This window comes from Deltaproteobacteria bacterium, from assembly GCA_016210005.1.
In the GTDB taxonomy this organism is placed as follows: Bacteria; Desulfobacterota; Binatia; order HRBIN30; family JACQVA1; genus JACQVA1.
On the sequence record JACQVA010000045.1, the window covers coordinates 1 to 21,411 of the forward strand.

Below are 21,411 nucleotides of genomic sequence, written 5' to 3' on the forward strand. Positions count from 1 at the left end.
CGCATGGATTACACGGCGCAAGGCCACGCCGTGGGCTTGGCGCAGCGCATGGAACAGCTCGCCGAACCCGGTGCGATCTACCTCACCGAGCACACGGCGCGTCTGATCGAGGGGTGGTTCCGCCTGCGTGATCTCGGCGCGTTCACGGTGAAGGGCGTGGGTGAGCCCGTCGGCGTGCGCGCGCTCGAAGGCACCGGCCCGCTGCGCACGCGCCTCGATGTCTCGCAGGCGCGCGGCTTCTCACGTTTCGTCGGCCGCGCGCATGAGATGGAGCAACTCGAAGCGGCGCTGGCCAGCGCCCTCGAGGGCCGCGGGCAGTTCGTCGGGGTCATGGGCGAGGCCGGAGTCGGAAAGAGCCGTCTATGCCACGAGTTCGTCGAGCGCTGCCGCGCGCGCGGCATTCCTGTCATGGAAGCGCATTGCCTGCCCTACGGGCGCTCGCTCCCGCTGCTGCCGGTGATCGAGCTGGTGCGCGCCTTCTACGGCATCACCGAGCGCGACGATCCCGCCGAGGCGCGGCGCCGGATCGCCGGGACGTTGGTGCTCCTCGACGAGTCCTTCCAAACCGACCTGCCGCTGGCCTTCGACTTCGCCGGGTTCCCGGACCCGGATCGCCCGCCTCCCAACGTGGACCCCGAGGCGCGGCGCCGGCGCGTCCTCGATTTCGTGCGCCGCCTGTTTGCGGCGCGCAGCGCCCGCGAGGCCGCGGTGCTGCTCATCGACGACCTGCATTGGATCGACGCCCAGAGCGACGAGTTCATCGCCCAGATCGTCGACTCGGTGGCCGCCACCCGCACGCTGCTCTTGCTCAACTTCCGTCCCGAGTACGACGCCGCGTGGATGGCGCGCCCCGACCATCACCGCATTCCGCTGCGGCCGCTGGGAGCAGAGGCTGCGGACGAGTTGCTGCGCGACCTCCTCGGCGGCGATCCCTCACTCGAAGCACTGCGCGCGCACCTCTGCGAGCGCGCCGGCGGGAACCCGTTCTTCGCCGAGGAATTGGTGAGTGCGTTCGCCGAGTCGGGCACGCTCGCCGGCGAGCGCGGCGCGTACCGGCTGGTGCGCGACCCCGGAGAGATTGCCCTGCCGGCCACCGTGCAGGGCATTCTCGCGGCGCGCATCGACCGCCTCGGGGAGCGCGAGAAGCGCGTTCTGCAGAGTGCGGCGGTCATCGGGCGCGAGCTGGACGAGCCGGTGCTCGAGCGGGTGGCCGGCTGTTCGGGTGCCGAGCTGGCCGCGGTGCTCGACGCGCTCCGGCGGGCCGAGTTCCTGCACCCGACCGCCCTCTATCCCGTGGCGCGCTTCGCATTCAAGCACCCGCTCACGCAGCAGGTGGCCTACGAGTCGCAGCTCGCCGAGCGGCGAGCGCGGCTGCACGCCGCCACGGCCCGCGCCATCGAGGAGTTGGACGGTGCCCGACTCGACGAGCGCGCCGCGCTTATTGCGCATCACTGGGAGTGTGCCGGCGAGCCGCTGACGTCGGCACACTGGCACCGGCGCGCGGCCAACGCCGCCGCGGCCCGCGACTCGCGGGCGTCGCTCCTCCACTGGCGTCGCGTGCGGGACCTGGCCGCCTCCTGCGAAGAGAACCCGCAGACACTGGCCCTGCGGGCCGAGGCATGCCGCGAGATCATCTTTGCGATGTGGTCCGCGGGCGCGCAGGAAGCCGAGGAAGCGGAGTGGCAGGCAGTGTATGAGGAGGGAGAGGCGCTGGCGCGCCGCAGCGGCGACCAACGTGCTCTGGCGACGCTGCTGAGCGGGATCGCGGGCCTGCGCGGCTTTCGCGGCGAACACCGAGCACAGGTCGAGCTGCTCGAGCGAGCGCTCCCACTGGCCCGGGAGGCCGGCGACTTCGCGCTGCAGGCATCGCTCTATCAACGCATCGGCTGGGCGTGGAACCTCGCCGGCGACAACCACCGAGGCCTCGAGTGGACTGAGCGCGGGATTGCCTTCTGCGAGACCGACCCCGCACGGGCGGGGCGGGTGAGCCCCTTCGACACTTTCGCGTGGCTGCTCGCGCAGCGCGGCTGGTGCCGAATGGCGAAGGGGCAGCTCGTGGACGCCGAGCGCTGTTTCGAGCAGGCGCTCGCGGTCCTGCGCGAGAAGGACGACGCGTTCACCTGTGGATACGCCCGCGCCGGACAGTCTTCGCTTGCGTGGGTGCGCGGCGACCGCGAGGGCATGCTACGCATGGCGGCCCTGGGTCTCCAGGAGGCTCGGGACCTCGCGGAGCCCATGGCGGAGGTGATGGTGCGCGGGTGGCTCTCGTTGGCTCTTCACGAGGGTGGCCACCCGGCCGAGGCCGTTGCGGAATACGAGCGGACGTTGCTGCTGTTCCGGGAGTCGGGCATGGGCATCGTCGCCGTTTTGGCGATCCAGCACGCGGGGCTCGCGCTCGCGGCCACGCGCGCCGGGGACGAGCGGCGGGCGCGTGCGGCGCTGGCCGAGCTGGACACACTGCTGGGTGCTGCGCCCGAGCTCGCCGAAAGCCTCCCGCGGCACTGGCTGTTCCGTGCCGAGGCCGTGCTCGCGCTCGACGGCGCCGGCGGCCGTACCGAGGTGGAGGCCGCCCTCTCCCGGGTCCTCGAGGCGGCGCGCGAACGCGGCTGGAACGCCGAAGAGCCCTTCGCATTGCGGCTGCGCGCGCGCCTGGCGCGTCTGCTCGGCAACGCCCCTGCAGCCGAGCGCGACCTGCGCGAGGCGCAACGCCTCTTCGAAGCGATGGGCGCGCCGTTGCGCGCCGCCGAGTGCGAACGGGAGCTGGCCGGATGACCTGCGCCGAAGAGTGATGCGGCCTACGCGCTCGCGAAACCGGCGTGCAACGGCTCTTCTCCGTTGCGCGCCGGCGGGTTATGCCGGCTCGATCGGCTGCTCCGGATCGACGGCGAGCCAGCAGCCGGCTGCAAATAGGTACAAGGCGGCAACGCTGAACAGCGGCGCTTCCCACGACTCCCAGCGCTGCAAGCACAGGCCGACGACCACCGGGCTGAGTGCGCCGCCGAGGTTTCCAAAGGTGTTCATCGCGCCGCTGACCACGCCCGCGTGCAGGCCGCCGATTTCGAGGCACACGGCCCAGGCGGGGGCGACGCCGAGGGCCGCCAGGCCGGCGGCGGCGCTCAGTAGCAAAGCCGAGGTGATCGGCTCGCGGGTCAGCACCGCGCCGATGATGGCGGCGGCGGCCAGCGGCAGGCCGATTACCCCCGGCGTGCGCCGGCCGGCGCGGCTGCCCCAACGATGGGTCAACCGATCGCTCAGCCAGCCGCCGGCGAACACGCCGGCGGCGATTGCCAGCAAGGGCAGCGCGGCTAGCCACCCCACCTGTTTCAAATCAAAACCGCGGGCGCGTAGCAGATAAGTGGGCAGCCAGGTCAGATAGAAATACCAGCCGTAGATCGCCCCGCCATACATGAGGCAGAGCGTGAGCAAGGTGCGGCTGCGCAGCAGCAGCGCCCACGGCACCTGGCGGTGCCCATGAAGCTGTCCGCGGTTTTCCGCCAGCAACTGCAACTCGGCGGCGTTGACGCCGTGATGGTCGTGTGGATCGTCACGAAACCACCACCACCAGGCGATCGCCCACACGACCCCGACGGCGCCGAACAGTGCGAAAGCCTGGCGCCAGCCGACAATCCCGAGCAGCGCCACCACCAGCGGCTGCGTCAGCGCACCCGCCAAAGCGCCCGCCATGATCAACAAGCCGAAGATGCCGCCGCGCAAAGCCGCCGGCAGCCAGCGGGCATAAACACGGGCACTGGCCGGGAACGCGCCCGCTTCACCCAGGCCGAAAAGCAACCGCACGATGAACAGCGAAGCAAAGCCGCCAGCCAGGCCGGTGGCCGCAGTCATCGCCGACCACCACACCACGATGCGCGTCAGGGCCAGCCGCGCGCCAAAGCGGTCGGCAAACCAGCCGCTCGGTACCTCGAACAGCGCGTACGCCAAGGTGAAGGCGCTGAAGACGAAACCCATCTGCGTGTCGCTGAGGCCGAGATCGCTCTTGATGGCGGGCGCCGCCGTCGCGATGCAGACGCGGTCGAGATAGGCAACCGCGATCATCGCCAGCGTGAAGGCCACGACCGTGTAGCGCACGCGCGTGGGCGCGAGAGCGGGACGCGGCGGGGACACCGTACTCATGGCGCAGCCCGGAGCCGCTACGAGCGGCCCTGGGTGTACTTGATGATCTCGGCCTTTTCGAGCGTCACCAGACCGCCGCCGCCGGCGGCTTCCATCAACTCGTCGAGCGCGGGCAGGGCGGCGCGAATCTTATCTTCGGTGTCGACGATCTCGATGATCACCGGCAGGTCTTCCGACAGGCGCAAGATCTTGGCCGTGTGGATGCGGCTGCCGGCGCCATAGCCCTCGATGCCGTGCCAAACCGTGGCGCCGGCCAGGCCGAGTTCGCGCGCCTTGCGCACCAGCGCCTCGGACAACGGCCGCCCGTGGCAGCGGTCGGATTCGCCGACGAAGATGCGCAGCAGCTTGCCCTCTCCGGTTATCTTCATGTGCCCCCGCTACAGCCAGCGCGCCAGCAAGTCACCCAGCCACACCGCGCCGCAACAGGTGATGATGGTCAGCGCCAGGTTGACCATCGCCGCCGCCAGGCTGCCGTCACGCAGCAACGCCATGGTTTCGTAACTGAACGCCGACATGGTGGTGAAGCCGCCGCAGAAGCCGACGGAGAGCAACAGTCGCACGTCGGCGTTGATGAGTCCGCGCTCGAGCGAGAGCGCCATCACCAGCCCCAGAACGAAGCTGCCGGCAACGTTGACCGAAAGTGTCCCGAGCGGAAAGTCCCAACCGTTGAGGCCCTGGACCGCGCCTGCCAGCCAATAGCGCGCCAGCGACCCGACCGAGCCCCCGAGGCCAACCAAGGCGATGCGCATCACAGCGTCGCTCAAACCACAGCCCGGACGCCGACACAAGCCGGCGCGCCCGAGCGGGTGTACGCCGAGCGCGCGATACGGCGGTAGCAGCCGCGCCAACATCGCCAATCTGGTTGTTCTCGCTTTCGGACTGAAACTCAACGCGCTTGAGAGCGCCGGCCGGTGACGGCGCTTGACGCGCGACCGCGACATGGTCTAAGCGCGGCAGCAGTTCGACCGATGTAAGGAGGGGACGATGTCAACTCGTTCGTGGTGGGCGTGGGCGGGTGCTGCGCTCGCGGGGCTATTGGCGCTGGGTCAGGCTGGAGCCACACAGCCGACCTGGACGCCGCAGTTTTGGAAGAACGAAAGCACGCTCAAGCTCTGCACCACCGTGCCGGATGAAGGTTCTTACTGCTTTCCCGTCTGGTTGGTGGTTCTTGACGACGACGTCTACGTCCGCCTCGGCTCTCGCGCCGCAGAGCGCGTGAGCAAGAACAAGAGCGCGCCCTTCCTGCCGGTGGAGATCGGTGGGCGGCGCTACGAACAGGTGCGGGCGAGCGAGACCCCAGACTACGCCGAGCGCGTGGCCCAGGCGATGGCGAACAAGTATTGGAGCGATATCTTCGCCCGACTTTTTTCCCACCCGCTGACGATGCGCCTGCGCCCGGACCAGCCGCCACCGCCCTGAGCAGTGCCAGTGCGGCCGGCGCGCTATTGCGCCAGCCAGAGCCACGGCGAAGTCAGCTGCCGCCTGCAACTGGTGCTGGGCCCGCGCCCGGCAAAGCCGAACCAAACCAAGGCCGGCGCGGGAGAACGGAGCGGTAAGCGCTGAGCCGCACCCGCGGCGCAACCCCGCGGGCGCTTACGCCAGCGTCCCGCCGCAGCTGGAGCCGGCGCCGGCCTCAGCGCGGCACGACGAAGATGTCGGCGGCGATTTCCGGCTCGAGCGCGATGTCGGTGCCACCGACTTGGATCATGAAGGCCGGCAGCCGCTGGTGCAGCCGCAACTCGGCGCCGGGCACGACGCCGAGGGCGCAGAGGCGATCCAGGCGCCGGTGGGAACGGGAGGCGATGAACACGATGCGGTACTCGCCGCTGATGCTGCCCTCGCTCAGCGGCGTTACCAGCGGCCGCACCTCACGGGTGAAGATCTCGCAGCAGCGCCCGCGCGGAATCGGCCGGTCGTGCGGGCAGGTCGGCGGATGGCCGAGAAAGGCGCAGACGCGGTCGGTGGCTTCCTCGGACAAAATGTGGGAGTGCTCCAATTCACAGGCGCCCGCCTCCATGGCGGCGGTGTCGACATGAATCACGTCGAAGAACAGCCGCTCGGCCAGCCGGTGGCGGCGGATTACGCCGGCAGCGCACTCGTCGCCAGACGCCGTCAGCTCGAGCCGGTCGTGATTGACGGCCACCAGGGCGCGCCGGGTGGCTTCCGCCAGCGCCGCCGGCGCGTCGAAGTCAAAGGCTTCACCGGCAAGGGTGGGCCGCAGCGGCACGCCCTGCTCGCGCACCGTCCAGAGCCGCTCGAGAAGTTCCTCAATGTGCTGCTCGATGGTCATCGCGGGCGCAGCGTAGCGCGTTCGTGGTGCCGCGTTCAACTCATCCACGCGGCGCTCATCCACGCGGCGCCGCGCTGCCGCTAAACCAGCGCGACAGCCAGCGGGTCAGCCGGGTTTGCGCCGGTATTTCGTAGCCACACGACGGGCAACTCAGGAGTTGGCAGCCGCGCTCGAGCGGGCAGCCGGTGTGGCAGGCGCGGCCGTCGGCTTGGGCGTACTGCGTGCCGCAGAGCGGGCAAGTGATTTGAGTATCGGTGGAATTCATCGCAGGCCGGCAAGGCGCAGCGCGACGTTGACGGCGGCGCCGACGACAAACGCGAACGGGAAGATGAACGCCGACATCGCCAGCGCCAGGCGCAGCCCGTGTTCCTTCACGATGACGAAGAAATTCGCCACGCACGGCACGAACAACGTGATCGTCACCAGCGCCACCACGGTCTGCACCGGGGCCAGCAAGCCTTGTTGGAACAGCGCATAGATACCAGCAGAGCCGTAGTCGCGGCGGAAGAAGCCGACCAAGAACGCCTCCGCCGCCTTGGGTGGGAGATTGAGCAGCCCGACCACGGCCGGCTCGCTGGCATGCACGATCTTAGCGAGCGCGCCCGTGGCATCGAGCACGAACAGCACGAAGGTGCCGAGCACGAAAATCGGCACGGCCTCTTTCAGATACCACTCCAGCCGGCCGACGGTCTTGAGGACGATATTGCCCAGCTGCGGCCGCCGAATCGGAGGCAGCTCCAGAATCAAGTCCGAGCGCTGCCCCGGCAACAGCCGCGCGGCCAAGAAGCCGACGGCAAACAGCACGCCGAGCACGACGCCCCCCCAAACCATCGGCGCCCATATCGGCAATGCGCCGAACAGGCCGAGGATCACCCCCAGCTGCGCCGAGCACGGCACGCCGAGCGCCAGCAGCAAGGTCACCAATACCCGCTCTTTGCGCGTCTCCATGATACGTGCGGTCAGCGTCGCCATGGTGTCGCAGCCGAGACCGAGGATCATCGGCAACACCGCCTTGCCGTTGAGTCCCATGCCGCGAAAGATACGGTTCACGATCACCGCCAGCCGCGGCAAGTAGCCTGAGTCCTCCAACACTGAAAAGGCGAGGAAGAAGGCGGTGACAATCGGGAAGATGATCGCAAAGGCGTAAGTCAGAGCCACCGTCACGACCCCGTACGGCCCGATCAACATATCCCGCACCAAGTGCAGGACATAGCGCGCTACGTCCGATGACGGATCGGTCAGGGCAACCAAACCGTCGAGCGCGCCCACCAACATCGGATTGAGGTAGCCTCCGAATAACGTCTCCTCGAAGAAATCGACCGCCGTGCCCGCCGCGAACACGCCGACAAAGCGATAGACGGTGTAGAGCACCACCAGCAAGACCAGCGGGCCCGTGCGGCGTGCGCTGGCCCAGCGCCCCAGGGCGGTGCGCATCTCGGCGGAGCGGTAGGCAGCTATCGCCGCCGCGGCAACCGCCAGCCACGCGCCCAGTCGTCCCCAACCCTCTGCCAGCAGAGGCAACAGGCCGAGATCGCCGAGGAACAACCCGACGCACCCGGTTAGAGCAGCGAGCGCGAGTGCGGCCTCACGCCCGCTGGTCACCGCCACGGCCGGCCGCTCCACGACTGCCGCGCGCGTGCTCGCACGCGCCATTTGCTCGGCGGCACGCACCCGCGCGCGGCTGAGTTGGTAGCCGACATGCGTGCCCAGGTACTGCTGTACCTCGCGGTGCGCATCCTCGATGGTGGCCAGGGTCGCAGCCGAGACGTGCTCGACCAGCCACTGCCTCAAAGTGTCGTCGCCGGCCAGGCACATCATCGACAGCCAGCGCGTCGCGACATGAAATCCCGAGAGCGGCCGCTCGATGCGCAGCAACCCCCGCTCAACCACCGCGGGATAGCGCACGCGCGCGTGGCTCACCGCCGCGCGGGCTATTGCCGGCGCGATTGCTGCAAGGCCATGCCCGGTAACCGCTACCGTCGGTACCACCGGTACGCCAAGCTCGGCGGCAAGTTTGCCGGTGTCGACCGATAACCCGCGGTCGGCCGCTTCGTCCATCATGTTCACCACCAGTACGAACGGTACGCCGGCCTCCGCCAGTTGGATCGACACGACCAACGCGCGCGCCAGGTTCTTGGCGTCCGCCACCTGCACCACGCAATCGACTCCCGCGAGCACGATGTCGCGCGTGACACGCTCGTCCTCGGAATTCGGGGTCAGGCTGTTCACTCCCGGCGTGTCGATGATTTCGAAGGTGGAGTCGAAGCGGGCGGGGGCGCGGGTGACCTCGACGGTGGTGCCCGGGTAGTTGCTCACGGTGGCGTATGTCCCGGTTAGAGCGCCGAAAATCACGCTCTTGCCTACGTTCGGGTTACCGACCAGAGCTATGCGGTGAAACCGTTGACGGGTGGCACGACTGGGCTCAGCGGATTCGCTCGGCCGCTCGACCACGTGCAAGTCCGCGCGCCGTGTTCCGCTCTGCCGTGGCATGCCTTCCCAATAGCGAAAGCGCAGGCTTCGTGGTAGCTGGTCGGCGGCAGGGGGTTTGCGGCCGGATTCCCGGCAACGGTCAGAGGCCATGGTGACGTTGGTCATAAGTAGTCTTCCAACCGGTCGGTAGGATACGACGAGAAACGGAGGTGTCCGTGAACAACGGCTGGACCCGACGGGATTTCTTGCGCGCCACTGGCGCTGCCGCGGTCACCCTTGGCCTTTCCAAGTTGGAGATCGCCCGTGCCGCCGAGCCGCCGGCGGCGACGGCGGGGACTGGCGCACCGTCACTCCCCAGCATTCCCGCGTACCGCACCTGGGAGGACGTCTACCGCCAGCGTTGGACATGGGATCGCGTTGTGCGCGGCACGCACACGATGACCAACTGCGTGTCGGGCTGCGCCTGGGATCTCTACGTCAAGGACAACATGGTGTGGCGCGAGGAGCAGAAGTCGCCGTACACCGCCTCGAACCCGCAGCTGCCCGATTTCAATCCGCGCGGTTGCCAGAAGGGTGCGTGCGGCTCGGTGCTGATGTACTCGCCCTCGCGCATCCGCTACCCGATGAAGCGCGCCGGCGAACGCGGCGAGGGCCGCTGGCAGCGCATCTCGTGGGAAGAGGCGCTGGGCACGGTGGCTGGCGCGATGGTTGATGCGATTGAGAAGGAAGGCCCGGCAGCGGTGCTGTGTTCGATGGGGCCGAACATCGGCGCCGGCGCCAACAGCGCGGCCCCGATGCGCTTCTTTCGCTCGCTGGGTTCGCCCACCATCGACTCGATGGCCCAGGTCGGCGATCTGCCGCTGGGTGCCGTCATCACCTTGGGCAACGGCCACCCCTGCGGATCGTCGGACGACTGGTGGCGTTCGTCGTACATCGTCATGTGGTCGTTCAACCCCTCGGCCACGCGTATTCCCGACGCTCACTTCCTGTGGGAAGCGCGCTACCGCGGCGCGCAGGTGGTGGCAGTGTGCCCGGACATGAACAACAGCTCGATGCACACCGACCTGTGGTTGAACCCGAAGCCCGGCACCGACGCCGCGCTGGCGCTCGGCGCCGTGCAGGTGATCATCGAGGAGAACCTCCACAATGCCGCCTTCATCGCCGAGCAGACCGATCTGCCGCTGCTGCTGCGCACGGACACGCGCCGCTTCCTGCGCCGGTCGGACTTGGAAAAGGGCGGCTCGGAGGAGGCCTTCTACGTCTGGGATGCGGCTGCCAAAGCGCCGGTGCCGGCACCCGGCAGCGGCGAGTCGAAGCAACTCGACAGCAGCGGGCTGAACATCGACATCAACTTCACCGGCAGTGTCACCATCAACGGCAAGCCGGTGAAAGTGCGCACCGTGTTCTCGCAGCTGCGCGAGCAGCTCGACGGCGCCTACCGCCCCGAGAAGGTAGCGGAGATCACCGGCGTTGCCGCCAACACCATCCGACTGTTTGCCCGTGGCTTCGCCAAGGCCAAGGCGGCGCTGATCCTGTCATCCTGGGGCCAGTGCAAGTTCCTGCACGCCGATCTGATGCAGCGCGCGCAGATTTTGCTCGCCTCGATCACCGGCAACTTCGGGCGGCCCGGCGGCGGCTGGCGCTCGGGCGGCTTCTTCGCCCCCGAGGGCTTTGCCCTGCTCGGCATTCAAGAGCGCCTCGGTCTGATCGACCTCGCCGGCTTTGCCGCCAAGAACTACTTCGACCCCGAGGAGACCGAGCGCTTCTTCTCCAGCTATTTCGTGCCCGGCAACATATGGCACCAGGTGCACGGCGATTTGACCGGGGTCTCGGGTGATCCCAAGCACGGCGACCAGAGCACGCCGCGGCCGGCGGCGGATTACCTGCGCGAAGCCCTGGAAAAAAAGTGGTTTCCGATGTTTCCGCAAAAAGGACGCGCCCCGCAGGTCATCCTCTCGATCTTCGGCAACGTCCTGCGGCACGCGCGCAACAACATCCGACTGCGGGAGAATCTGTGGCCCAAGGTCAAACTCGCCGTCGATGTCAACTTCCGCATGAACGAAACCGGGCGCTGGGCCGACATCATCCTGCCGGCGGCGTTCTGGTACGAGAAGGCCGACCTCAAGTACCTGGTGTCGTTCATCCCTTACGTCCACCTCGGCGACCGCGCGGTTGATCCGCTCGACGAGGCCAAGCCGGAGTGGGAGATCTTCTCGCTGCTGGCCGAAGCGGTGGCGGCCGAAGCGCGCAAGCGCGCGATGCAGCCGTACAAGGATATCGCCGGGGCCGAACGCGATGCCCGCCGGCTCGACGAAGCCTTCAGCGATCGCGGCCGCTTCGGCGCCAAGGACGAAGACAAGGCGCTGGAGTTCGTCTTCAGCTACTCCTCGATCACCAGCAAGCTCACGCTCGATGATTTCCGCCGCGAGGGTGCGATCCGCTTCAAGTCCTCCGGTGCACCCGGCGGTGCCGCCGGTTATTTCAGCGACTACTCGGAAACCGAGCCGATGGTGCCGCACCAGTGGTTTGTAGGGAAGAAGCAGCGCTGGCCGACCCTGACCGGGCGCCAGCAGTTCTACATCGATCACCCGTGGTTCCTCGAATGCGGCGAAGCCCTGCCGGTACACAAGGCCCCGCCGCAAGCCGGCGGCAATTATCCGCTGGTGCTGAGCGGCGGCCACACCCGTTGGAGCATTCACTCCACTTGGCGTGATCAACGGCCGATGCTGCGGCTGCAACGCGGCGAGCCGGTGGTCTACATCAGCAGCCGCGACGCCGAAGAGCGCGGCATCCAGGATCACGATCTGGTGCGGGTGCGCAACGATCTCGGCTCGTTTGTCCTGCGCGCCAAGCTGGCGCGCTACGTGCCCCCGGGCATGGTGCTGGTGTACCACGCCTGGGAGCCGTACATGTTTCGCGAGGGCAACAGCGATCACGGCATTACCCCCAGCCCCTTCAAGCCCACCAACTTGGTGGGCGGCTACGGGCACCTGCACTGGGCCTACTCGCACTGGGAGCCGAATCAGGTCGATCGCGACACGCGGGTAGAAATCGAGCGCATCTGACGTTGCCGGGCGTGGTGGCGGCGGTCACAGGTGCGGACTCGGCGCTGGCCGCGTCTCGCTTAGCTGTGTTTTGACGCGCGCTGCCATCCGCGCTAAGCGATAGGTCAACTGACGATGGCTGTTCGCAAGCCCATCCGCTTCCCGCTCATGGCGCTCGGGATGCTCGCGCTTCTCGCCGGCATGTGGGGGGGCCTGCTGCGCATGGGCTGGGAATTGCCCCTGGCGCGGCCGCGACTGGTAGCACTGCACGGCCCGCTGATGGTGTCGGCGTTCCTCGGCACCCTTATCGGCCTGGAACGTGCGGTCGCGCTCGGTGTCACCTGGGCGTACGGCGGCCCGCTGCTGAGCGCGCTCGGCGGCGTGGTGCTGCTGGCGGGGGTTCCAGGTGCAACGGTGCCGGTGCTGCTAACCGCCGGCAGCCTCGGACTGGTGGCAATCTTCGCCGTCATTGTGCGCCGACAACCGGCGCTGTTCACTGTTACGATGGGGCTCGGGGCCTTGTCGTGGCTGGCGGGCAACGCGCTCTGGCTGGCCGGCAAGCCGATCTTCAGCGTGGTGGGCTGGTGGCTGGCCTATCTGGTGCTGACGATCGCCGGCGAGCGCCTGGAGTTGAGCCGCATGCTGCCGCAAACGGCCGCGGCCCGGGCGGCATTTGTAATCATCGTCGTCGTGCTGCTGCTCGGGGTGGTACTCGGCGGCGTCGGTTCCGACAGCGGCGCGCGGGTCACCGGCGCCGCCTTGCTGGCGTTGACGGCGTGGCTGCTGCGGCATGACATCGCCCGCCGCACCGTGCGCCAGGCTGGCCTCACCCGCTTCACCGCGGTCTGCCTGTTGTCGGGCTACGTTTGGCTCGCGGCCGGCGGGGCGCTGAGTCTATACGCCGGCGGGGTGATCGCCGGCCTGGAATACGACGCGACGCTACACGCCGTCCTGCTGGGCTTCGTGTTCGCCATGATCTTCGGACATGCGCCGATCATTTTTCCGGCGGTGCTGGGCGTGGCGGTGCCGTTTCGCCCCCGCTTCTACGCTCATCTAGTGCTGCTGCATGCCACGCTGCTGCTGCGCGTGCTCGGCGACCTGACGGCGGTGCTGCCGCTGCGGCAGTGGGGCGGCATGCTCGGGGCCGTTGCCGTGCTGATGTTTCTGGCCAATACCATCTGGGCCGTCCGCCAAGGCTGGATCGCCTCACAACGTGTGCGATTACAAAAGAGTCAACCCGGCGGCGCCAGCGGTCCAAGCGCTGGCGCTGTTGCCGGGTGAGGAGGTTCTGTGATCAACGAAGCGGAGATTTGGGAGGCTTTGCGGCAGGTGATCGATCCCGAGATCGGCGTCAACGTGGTCGACCTCGGCCTCGTTTACGGCGTCGAAGCCAGCGGCGACGCCGTCAGCGTGAAGATGACCATGACGACGCAAGCGTGCCCGCTGCACGCCTACCTGACCGAGAGCGCCGAACAGGCGATCAAGCGCTGCCTACCGGCGGTCGAGTCGGTGGTTGTGGAAATGGTCTGGGACCCGCCCTGGGAGCCGGCAATGATGGCGGAGGCGGCGAAGCAGCAACTCGGTTGGCGGCGCTGACCTTTGCCCCTCGGGGCATATCCTCCAATCTTCGGTGGCTTGGCGAGCCGACGCACCCTGCGCGCCAAATGCTCATGAGACAATTGCCCTCGGCCAACTAATATAAAGGGCGGAGGGATCCACTGTCAGTTTCCACCTTCATCCATCGCTCCTCGCCCAGGCCGCTCACGCGCGCGTCGCCCCGAGGCGGCGGCGGAGCAGGCGCAGCGAGGGATAGCCCAGGGTGCAGGTCTGCGCCAACCAGCCGGCGGCACTGGCGTGCAGGCCGGCGTGCTGCGCTAGCCGGAAGGCGTAGGCGCCCTCAACGAGATGTGCCACCACCGCAGCGATGAAGACGCCTTGCAGCAACCCTCGCGGCAACGCCGGCGTCACCAGCTCGCACCAGCGCGCATATGCGCCGGCATCGAAGGCCACCAGCGCCAATAGGCCCATGCCACCGAGTACGCTGATCCACCAACCCACATGCGGCCGCTCCACCCGCTCGCTGCCGCCGGCCAAAGAGTCGCTGATTGCCATGGCGCGCTTCTACGCGCTCAGCCCGGTGGCTGTCAAAGAGTAAGCTCCCCCCGCTCATAAGCGACACGCCGGCCGGACCTTGTTATCCGTACCGCAGTGCGGATAGAAGGAGGCCGGGACGGCGAGGTGCATGGGAAGCTCTCAATCACTCAAGTACGATAGCGTTGGGGTGCAAACCCTTCAGGTCGAAGGCGGGCTGAGCGATCTGGCCCACTGGATCACCCGCACCTTCGAGTTCAACGCGGCCAAGCCGCAGCTGCCGTTGGGCTACTTCGCCAACGTCCTGCGCCTGACCCCCGATCTCGGCCTGGCCATCTCCACCGATGGCGTCGGCACCAAGTTGCTGGTGGCGCAGGAACTGGAGAAATACGACACCGTCGGCATCGACTGCGTGGCCATGAACGCCAACGACATCCTCTGCGTCGGGGCGCGGCCGGTCTCGCTGGTGGATTACATCGCCGTGCAGCAAGCCGATGCGAAATTCCTCGGCGAGCTGGCCAAAGGCTTCTACGAAGGCGCCCGGCTGGCCGGCATCAACATTCCCGGCGGCGAAGTGGCGCAAGTGCGCGAGATGCTCCACGGTGCCCGCGCCGGCTATGCTTTCGATCTGGTCGGCACCTGCGTCGGCACCGTTCATCCCGAGCGCGTGCTCGTCGGTCAAGACGTGCGCCCGGGCGACGTGGTGGTCGGCATCGCCAGCAGCGGCATTCACAGCAACGGTTTCACCCTGGCGCGGCGTGTTTTGTTCAACCAAGCCGGGCTGTCGGTGAACGAGCGCATCCCCGAACTCGCCCGCAGCGTCGGTGAAGAGCTGCTGGTACCCACGCAGCTGTACGTCCGAGAAGTGGTGCAGATGCTCGACGAGGGCCTGGCTCTCAAGGCGATGATGCACGTCACCGGCGACGGCTTCCTCAACCTCACGCGGGTGGAGGCGCCGGTGGGATTCGTGATCGACAAGCTGCTGGACATTCCCGCGATCTTTTCCGTCATTCAAACCCGCGGCCAGCTCGACGATGCGGAGATGTTCCGTGTCTACAACATGGGCGTCGGCTTCTGTGTCGTGGTCGAGCCCAAGGACGCGGCGAGGGTGCAAGCGATTGCCCGAGCGCACGGCAAGGCCAACGCCGTCATCGGCTATGCCGCCAGTGACCGCGACCGGCGCGTGTGGATCACGCCGCGGCAGCTCGTCAGCCAAGCCGGCCGGTTCGTGCCGGCGCGGGCGGCGGCGCCCGCCTGCCCGGCTCGGTAGCGGCAAGCGGGGGTGTTTCTGTCCGGTTGCAAAACCGGCATAGTAGCCCGGTGAGCCAGCCCCGCGACACTCTGAGCCGGCCGCTGCGCAACCTGCGCATCTCGGTCACGGACCGCTGCAACTTGCGTTGCTCGTACTGCATGCCGGAAGAGCATTACGTCTGGCTGCCGCGCCAAGAGATTCTCCACTTCGAGGAAATCAGCACGCTGGTGGATCTCTTCACCGAACTCGGCGTGGATAAGGTGCGGCTCACCGGCGGCGAGCCGCTCTTGCGACAAGACGTGCCGGTGCTGGTGCGGTTGCTGGCCGCCAAGCCGGCGCTGCACGACCTTGCCGTCACCACCAACGGCATCCTGTTGGAGTCGATGGCGCAGGCGCTGTTCGACGCCGGGCTGCACCGCGTCACCGTCAGCCTCGACACCTTGCGGCGGGAGCGCTTTCGGATACTGGCGCGGCGCGACGCGCTGGAGCAGGTGCTCGAAGGCATCGCGGCGGCGCAGCGCGCCGGCTTTCAACGCCTCAAGCTCGACTGCGTAGTGCTGCGCGGGGACAACGACGACGAGATGATCGACTTGCTCGAATACAGCAAGCGCATCGGTGCCGAGCTGCGCTTCATCGAATACATGGACGTCGGCGGTGCCACGCAGTGGTCGCCGGACAAGGTATTTCCGCGCCACGCCATGCTCGAACGCCTGATGCGTCACTACGGGCGCATCGAGCCGATCGCGGAGCAGACCTCGGCGCCGGCCGATCGCTTCCGTCTCAGCGACGGCACCGTCTTCGGGATCATCTCGTCCACCACCGCCCCGTTCTGCCGTTCCTGCGACCGCAGCCGGCTAACGGCCGACGGCATGTGGTACCTCTGCCTCTACGCCCATTCGGGCACGGACTTGCGCCAGCCGCTGCGCAGCGGCGCCACCGGCGAGGAAATCAAGCAGCTGATCGTTCCGGCCTGGCAGCAGCGGCGCGACCGCGGCGCGCAAGAACGGCTGGCGCTGCGCCAGCGCCAGCCGCTGGCCGAGGTCAACGAACTCCGCCGCGATCCACACCTCGAGATGCACACCCGCGGCGGTTGAGCGCGGGCTTCCCGGCTTCGTCGGGCTTATCGTCACAACTCCTGGTCGAGCGCTTGCAGGATCGCCACCAGCCGGCGGGTGGCGTTGCGCAGGTTGTCGAGTGAGACGCGCTCGTTGGTGCCGTGCACACGCGCTTCGTCATCTTCGCTGACCTCGAACGGGACGAAGCCGTAGCTGGCGATGCCATGGGCGCGGAAGTAGTGGCTGTCGGTAAACCCCGCCAGCACGCTCGGCACCACCGGCGCCTGTTCGCGGGCGGCCACCGTCTGAATCGCACGATAGAGCGCGGTGTCGGTCGATGACGACGACGGCGGGAAGCTGAGCAGCTTTTCGATCGTGACCGCGTCGTCGCCCACCACTTGCCGCAGCGTCTGGACGAAGGTCTCCGGATTCTCGTCGGGCAAGAGGCGGCAATCGACTTCGGCGCTGGCGATGCCCGGGATGACGTTGGTCTTGTTGCTGCCGCGCAGCACAGTTGGGGCGATGGTGTTGCGCACCAGCGCGGCGTCGTGGCGGTCGGCAAGAAACTCCTCGCGGAAGCCGGCCTCGTTGAGCGCCGCGCGCAGATCACGATAACGGCTGCGCTTGGGCTCGGCGACGGTGTCGGCCAGCGCCGCGTAGTGCGCCGCCACTTCCGGCACCACGCGCAGCTCGGGCTGATAGCGGTGCAGACGTTCCAGCGCACTGATCAGCCGTGTCACCGCTGTTTGCGGGCGAGGGGAAGAGCCGTGTCCGGCCTCGCCGGTGGCGGTGAGCTTCACCCAGCAGGGGGTCTTCTCCGACACCGCGACTTCGTAGGCGCGGGTGCCGCCGGCACGCAAGCGAATCGAGCCACCCTCGTTGAGCAGAAACTCGGCCTCGCGCACGAGGGCCAACCTATTCTCGGCAAACCAGCCGGCACCGAGCTGGCCGCCGGCTTCTTCATCCGCGGTGCCGACGAAGATCACGTCACGATCGAGTGCGATGCCGGCGCGCCGCAAGGTGACCATCGCGGTGGCCTGGACCGCGCCGATGCCTTTGCAGTCGAGCGCGCCGCGGCCCCAGACGTAGCCCTCACGAATCGTGCCCGAGAACGGCGGCAGCTCCCAACCCGGCGGATCAGCCGGCACCACATCGAGGTGATTGAGCAACACCACCGGCCGCTTGCGGCCGCGCCCGGGCAAGCGTGCCACCACCACGCCGCGCCCGCGCGCCGATTCCAGCACCTGACTCTCGATCCCGGCCTGCTTGAAGCGCCGGGCAAGAAACTTCGCCGCCGCGCTCTCGTTGCCCGGCGGATTGGTGGTGTCGATCTTGATGTAAGCGCTCAGCAGTTGCGCGGCGTTGTCGCCGGCCTTGCGCCAGTCGATGTCGGCCGCTGGCGCGGCGAGAGGGGCTAACAACCAGGCGAGCCAAAGCAACAGCGCGATCTTCTTCATCCCAGTGCCTCCAATCCCTATTCCGCCTCGGCGCGCAGCCTGGCGTCCGCGCCGGCGGTGGCGAACTTCACCCACAGCCGCCCGGCGTAGGCGTCGAAGAACCAACCGCTCTCTGCCACAGCCAAGGCCGCGAGCGAGTCGGCGCGCACCAGCGGCTGGTCATCGAGCATCACCGCGCCGACCGCCTCGGCCAACATGCGCACGATGTAGCCGCGCGGCCGGCCGTTGATGTCGAGCTGCACGCACCTGCCGGCATCGCAGCCGGCATCGCTGAGCGTAAAGGTGCTTTCGCCTTCGTCTTCACGCAGAATGAGCGTCGATGTGCCCAGGGGGTAGGTGTCGAGGGTGAGCCGCCCTTCCGACAGCTCCTTGCTGCCGTTGCCGGTGACGGCGCTGCTGACTGCGAGCGGCACGAGGCCGCCGGCGCGCACGTATAGCGGGATGCGATCGAGTGCGGCCTCGGCGGTCAGTGTCGCCGGGCCGGTGATACGGCGGCGCGGCTGCCAGTAGTCAATCCACGTGCCCGCCGGCAGATACACCTGGCGGCTGCGCTCGCCGATGCGCCAGAGCGGGGCAAAGAGCAGATCGCCGAGCATGAATTCGTCCCATAGGTCGGCGACGGCCGGGTCGCCCGGGAAGTCGAACACCAGCGGGCGCACCAGCGGCCGGCCGCTGTCGGCCGCCGCGTGCGCCAGGCTGTAGAACAACGGCACCAACTCGTGATGCAGCGTGACGAAATAACGATAGATGTCGATCATCTCTTGATCGTAGGCGGGCTCGGTCGGCATGTCCCAGGGCGCGTGTTGGCCGCCGCCCTGGTTGCCGCCGCCGATTTCCATCAGCGGGCAGAAGGCGCTGAACTCCAGCCAGCGCGCCAATACGTCACGATCGCCGAACTGATAGTAACCGCCGGTGTCGGTGCCCCAGATCGGGAAGCCCATGAAGGCGACGCGCGCCAGCGAGAGGATGGCGCTGCGCAAGCCGAGGTCGGTCGGCGGGCCGGCGCCGAAAACCGTGCGCCCGGGGGTGTCGCCGCCCCAGAAGATCCCGTATTGCTGGCTGCCGGCGTAACCGGCGCGAAAGTAATGCATGAAGTCCCGCCCCAGACGCTCCTTGAAGGCGTCGTGGTGCACGCGCGCGTACTCGATGGTGTAGCCGTTGAACAGCTCGCGCCCATTGCGGCCATCGAAGAACACGTCGGTGGCCAGACTCGGTACCGCGTCACCGATCTCGGTTTCGGCAAACTCGCTGCGGTCGAGCTTGAGGCCCGAGATGCCGAGATCGATGAGGCTTTGCACCGCGCCGCTCCACCACGCCGCCGCCGCCGGGTTGGTGTAGTCGATCAGGATGCGGGTGCGCGGCGCGTAGTAACCGAGTTGCTCCGCCGCCACCGCGTTCTCGCCCAGCGCCCACGGGGCGCCGAAAACCAAAATGTGATAGCCGCGGTTCTGCAATGCCGCCAGCATCTTCTCGCTGTTGGGGAAGCGCACCGGATCGAAGCGAAAGCTGCTGAAACCCTCGTAGCCACGATCGGTGTAGCCATCGGTCCACGGCCGGTCGAACTCGTAGTTACCGGCCGGAATGCCGAGGGTCTCGTACATGGTGAGGTCGTTGACGAAGTCGGCGTTCATGTCCACGCCGTCGAGCCTGGCCGGCTCGGCGAGCCGGTGCTCATCGCGCCAGCGTAGGTGGAGAAAACCCCAGCGCGGCGGCAGGAAGGGCCGGCCCGTCAGCGCCGTGTACTCGTCGAGAATGGTGTCGTAGTCGCCGATGAAGTAGACCACGCCGTGCTCGCCCGTGCGCGGGTTGAACTCGAAGTCGAGGCTGACGGCGTTGGGGTCGCTCTTGGCCAGGTCGTAGACCCCGGTCATCGTGCCTTCGACGAAGACGCCGTAGCCGCGCGAGCTGTGAAAGAACGGGGTGTACAGCGACATCGTCGGGACCACTTCCATCTTGACGATCTCGCCGCGCCGATCGAGCGCACCGACGGCCAGCGGCGACAGCTCGCTGGCGCCGCGACTGTCGACGATGCGTTCGGTCAAGCCGTAGAAGCGCTCGCCCGCAGCCGCAGCCACCGCCGAACTGACGCGCGTGAGGCCGGTGCTGTCAGCCGGCCGCAGGCGCGAGCGCAACGTCCGCGGGCTCTGGAATTCGACGGTCCACTGCACGGCGGTGGCGCCGGCGCCGGCGCTGGCGCTGAAGCCGCGCGCCAGCCGCTGCACCTCGCCGATGCCGTTAAGCACCTGCGTCGTCGCACCGAACTTGAGCCGTGGCGGAAGGGCTGCGGTCAGGCCGGCGCCGCCGGCATCGCCGAGCGCCACGGTCGCGCTCGTCTTGTCGAGTCTGGCGCTGGCCACCGCAGAACGCAGCATGACCGCTGCTGCGGTTTCGACCACTCGGATTTCATCGCCGGCCACCGGCATGAAGCGCAGTGAACCCGGCAGGTCGGCTGCGCTGACGCGGCCATCATCGTTCCAATCGGGCAGCTGGCACAGCGGATCGGCATCGAACAGGCACACGGTCGTGCTTAAGATTTGCCCCGGCGCCGCCACCGCAGGCGCAGCGATGGAGGCAGCGGCGCAGACCGCCAGTGCGAGCACAACCTTCATGAGCGCGCTGGCTACCATTCCCGGGTTGCGGTGCGCAAGGAAACCCTGCTGTTCGATTATCGTGCTCGCAAGCGCGGGGGTAGCCTCCGCGCGGCAAACGTGTCATCGCTGAACCGCGGAGGCCAGCTACGGACACCCGAGAGCAGATCGCGGCGCTGATTGATTCCGGCCCCGTCGTTACCGATGGGGCTTGGGGGACGGAGCTGCAAGCCCGCGGCCTGCCCGCGGGCGAGTTCGCCGATCTGTGGAATCTCTCGCACCCCGACAAGGTCGAGGAGGTGGCGCGGGCTTACGTCGAGGCCGGCAGCCGCATCATCCTCACGAACACCTTCCGCGCCAACCGCATCGCGCTGGGCGCGCACGCGCCGGCGGTGGACGTTGCTGCGGTGAACCGGGCCGGGGTCAAGATCTCGCGGCGCGCAGCGGCGCGCCGGCAGGCGCTGGTGTTTGCCTCTGTCGGACCGAGCGGGAAGCTGCTGATTGCCGGGCAGCTGAGCGAGGCGGAACTCTGCGAGGCCTTCGCGGAGCAGTCGCAAGCCCTAGCACGGGCTGGCGCCGACGGGATCGTGATCGAAACTATGAGCGACTTGGCCGAGGCGCGCATCGCCGTGCGTGCGGCGCTAGCCACCGGTCTACCGGTCGTCGCCTGCATGGCGTTCGACTCCGGCAAGAACAAGGATCGCACCATGACCGGCGTAACGCCGCGGCAAGCGGCGCAAGAGCTGACCCGCGCCGGCGCGCACGTCATCGGTGCGAACTGCGGCGTCGGTGTCGAGCAAGCGATCGCCCTGTGCGCCGAGCTGGCTGCCGCCAGCGATCGGCCGGTGTGGATCAAGCCCAACGCGGGGCTGCCGGAGTGGTGCGACGGGCGAGTCATTTACCGCGTCGAGTCCGCCGGCTTCGCCGCTTGCGTACCGGCACTGGTGGCGGCCGGCGCTCGCTTCGTTGGTGGTTGCTGCGGCACCTCGCCGCCGTTTATTGCCGCTATCTGTGCCCGCCTCGGCTACCCGGCCGGCAGTGCGTGAGCAACGCCGGCCGATTCTCTGCCGGGC

The 21,411-nt window shown here is 68.0% G+C and carries 16 protein-coding genes and 1 pseudogene; 8 read left to right on the forward strand and 9 right to left on the reverse strand.

What is annotated here, in order from left to right:
* Window positions 1-2,772: AAA family ATPase (locus tag HY699_05265; GenBank protein ID MBI4515210.1), on the forward strand; the 2,772-nt coding region annotated here is incomplete at its 5' end.
* A gap of 78 nt (window positions 2,773-2,850) precedes the next feature.
* Here HY699_05265 and HY699_05270 read toward each other — a convergent pair.
* Genes HY699_05270 through crcB form a run of 3 tightly spaced genes read right to left on the reverse strand, consistent with a single transcriptional unit; the run spans window position 2,851 to window position 4,982 of the window.
* On the reverse strand, window positions 2,851-4,131 hold the full coding sequence (locus HY699_05270) for an MFS transporter (GenBank protein MBI4515211.1): 1,281 nt from the start codon (window positions 4,129-4,131) through the stop codon (window positions 2,851-2,853).
* Window positions 4,132-4,148: 17 nt separating this feature from the next.
* Window positions 4,149-4,499 carry a DUF190 domain-containing protein gene (locus HY699_05275; GenBank protein MBI4515212.1) on the reverse strand — a complete coding sequence of 117 codons (351 nt, stop codon included), beginning with the start codon at window positions 4,497-4,499 and terminating at the stop codon, window positions 4,149-4,151.
* Between the two features lie 9 nt (window positions 4,500-4,508).
* Window positions 4,509-4,982 (reverse strand): fluoride efflux transporter CrcB, encoded by a 474-nt coding sequence (gene crcB / locus HY699_05280; protein ID MBI4515213.1) that lies wholly within the window; start codon window positions 4,980-4,982, stop codon window positions 4,509-4,511.
* A 133-nt stretch (window positions 4,983-5,115) separates the two neighbouring features.
* Here crcB and HY699_05285 point away from each other — a divergent pair, with 133 nt between their 5' ends.
* Window positions 5,116-5,550 (forward strand): hypothetical protein, encoded by a 435-nt coding sequence (locus HY699_05285; protein ID MBI4515214.1) that lies wholly within the window; start codon window positions 5,116-5,118, stop codon window positions 5,548-5,550.
* Window positions 5,551-5,764: 214 nt separating this feature from the next.
* On the opposite strand, the gene HY699_05290 is transcribed toward HY699_05285, so the two are convergent.
* From HY699_05290 to feoB, 3 genes are read right to left on the reverse strand one after another with little or no spacing between them, the layout of a single operon-like run.
* Window positions 5,765-6,421, reverse strand: coding sequence for a metal-dependent transcriptional regulator (locus tag HY699_05290; GenBank protein ID MBI4515215.1), 657 nt, complete (start codon window positions 6,419-6,421; stop codon window positions 5,765-5,767).
* Window positions 6,422-6,476: 55 nt separating this feature from the next.
* The gene (locus HY699_05295; protein MBI4515216.1) at window positions 6,477-6,686 is read right to left on the reverse strand and encodes a hypothetical protein; all 210 of its coding nucleotides are present in this window, start codon (window positions 6,684-6,686) and stop codon (window positions 6,477-6,479) included.
* A complete protein-coding gene (gene feoB / locus HY699_05300; protein ID MBI4515217.1) occupies window positions 6,683-9,016 on the reverse strand; it encodes a ferrous iron transport protein B in 2,334 nt (777 codons plus the stop codon). The genes HY699_05295 and feoB overlap by 4 nt, the downstream gene beginning before the upstream one ends.
* A gap of 50 nt (window positions 9,017-9,066) precedes the next feature.
* Between feoB and HY699_05305 the strand changes: the two genes are divergently transcribed.
* The 3 genes and pseudogenes from HY699_05305 to HY699_05315 all read left to right on the forward strand — a co-directional run bounded on the left by HY699_05305 (window position 9,067) and on the right by HY699_05315 (window position 13,491).
* On the forward strand, window positions 9,067-11,916 hold the full coding sequence (locus tag HY699_05305; GenBank protein MBI4515218.1) for a molybdopterin-dependent oxidoreductase: 2,850 nt from the start codon (window positions 9,067-9,069) through the stop codon (window positions 11,914-11,916).
* 114 nt (window positions 11,917-12,030) lie between these two features.
* Window positions 12,031-13,074, forward strand: a pseudogene (locus tag HY699_05310) (hypothetical protein).
* Window positions 13,075-13,185: 111 nt separating this feature from the next.
* On the forward strand, window positions 13,186-13,491 hold the full coding sequence (locus HY699_05315) for a metal-sulfur cluster assembly factor (protein ID MBI4515219.1): 306 nt from the start codon (window positions 13,186-13,188) through the stop codon (window positions 13,489-13,491).
* A 165-nt stretch (window positions 13,492-13,656) separates the two neighbouring features.
* Here the strand turns inward: HY699_05315 and HY699_05320 are convergent, their stop codons facing one another.
* Window positions 13,657-14,007, reverse strand: a complete 351-nt coding sequence (locus tag HY699_05320; GenBank protein ID MBI4515220.1) for a DUF4499 domain-containing protein — start codon at window positions 14,005-14,007, stop codon at window positions 13,657-13,659.
* A gap of 130 nt (window positions 14,008-14,137) precedes the next feature.
* Between HY699_05320 and purM the strand changes: the two genes are divergently transcribed.
* Window positions 14,138-15,256 carry a phosphoribosylformylglycinamidine cyclo-ligase gene (gene purM / locus HY699_05325; protein MBI4515221.1) on the forward strand — a complete coding sequence of 373 codons (1,119 nt, stop codon included), beginning with the start codon at window positions 14,138-14,140 and terminating at the stop codon, window positions 15,254-15,256.
* A 50-nt stretch (window positions 15,257-15,306) separates the two neighbouring features.
* Complete coding sequence (moaA, locus tag HY699_05330) at window positions 15,307-16,332, forward strand: GTP 3',8-cyclase MoaA (GenBank protein ID MBI4515222.1); 1,026 nt, start codon at window positions 15,307-15,309, stop codon at window positions 16,330-16,332.
* Window positions 16,333-16,364: 32 nt separating this feature from the next.
* Here moaA and HY699_05335 read toward each other — a convergent pair whose 3' ends face one another.
* Both HY699_05335 and HY699_05340 read right to left on the reverse strand, forming a co-directional pair.
* Window positions 16,365-17,750, reverse strand: a complete 1,386-nt coding sequence (locus tag HY699_05335) for a M20/M25/M40 family metallo-hydrolase (GenBank protein MBI4515223.1) — start codon at window positions 17,748-17,750, stop codon at window positions 16,365-16,367.
* A 17-nt stretch (window positions 17,751-17,767) separates the two neighbouring features.
* Entirely contained in the window at window positions 17,768-20,359 is a 2,592-nt protein-coding gene (locus HY699_05340) for a glycoside hydrolase family 31 protein (GenBank protein ID MBI4515224.1), read from the reverse strand.
* A gap of 104 nt (window positions 20,360-20,463) precedes the next feature.
* Here HY699_05340 and HY699_05345 point away from each other — a divergent pair, with 104 nt between their 5' ends.
* Window positions 20,464-21,384: a homocysteine S-methyltransferase family protein gene (locus HY699_05345; protein MBI4515225.1), complete on the forward strand. Its 921-nt coding sequence runs from the start codon at window positions 20,464-20,466 to the stop codon at window positions 21,382-21,384.
* Window positions 21,385-21,411: the final 27 nt, after the last annotated feature.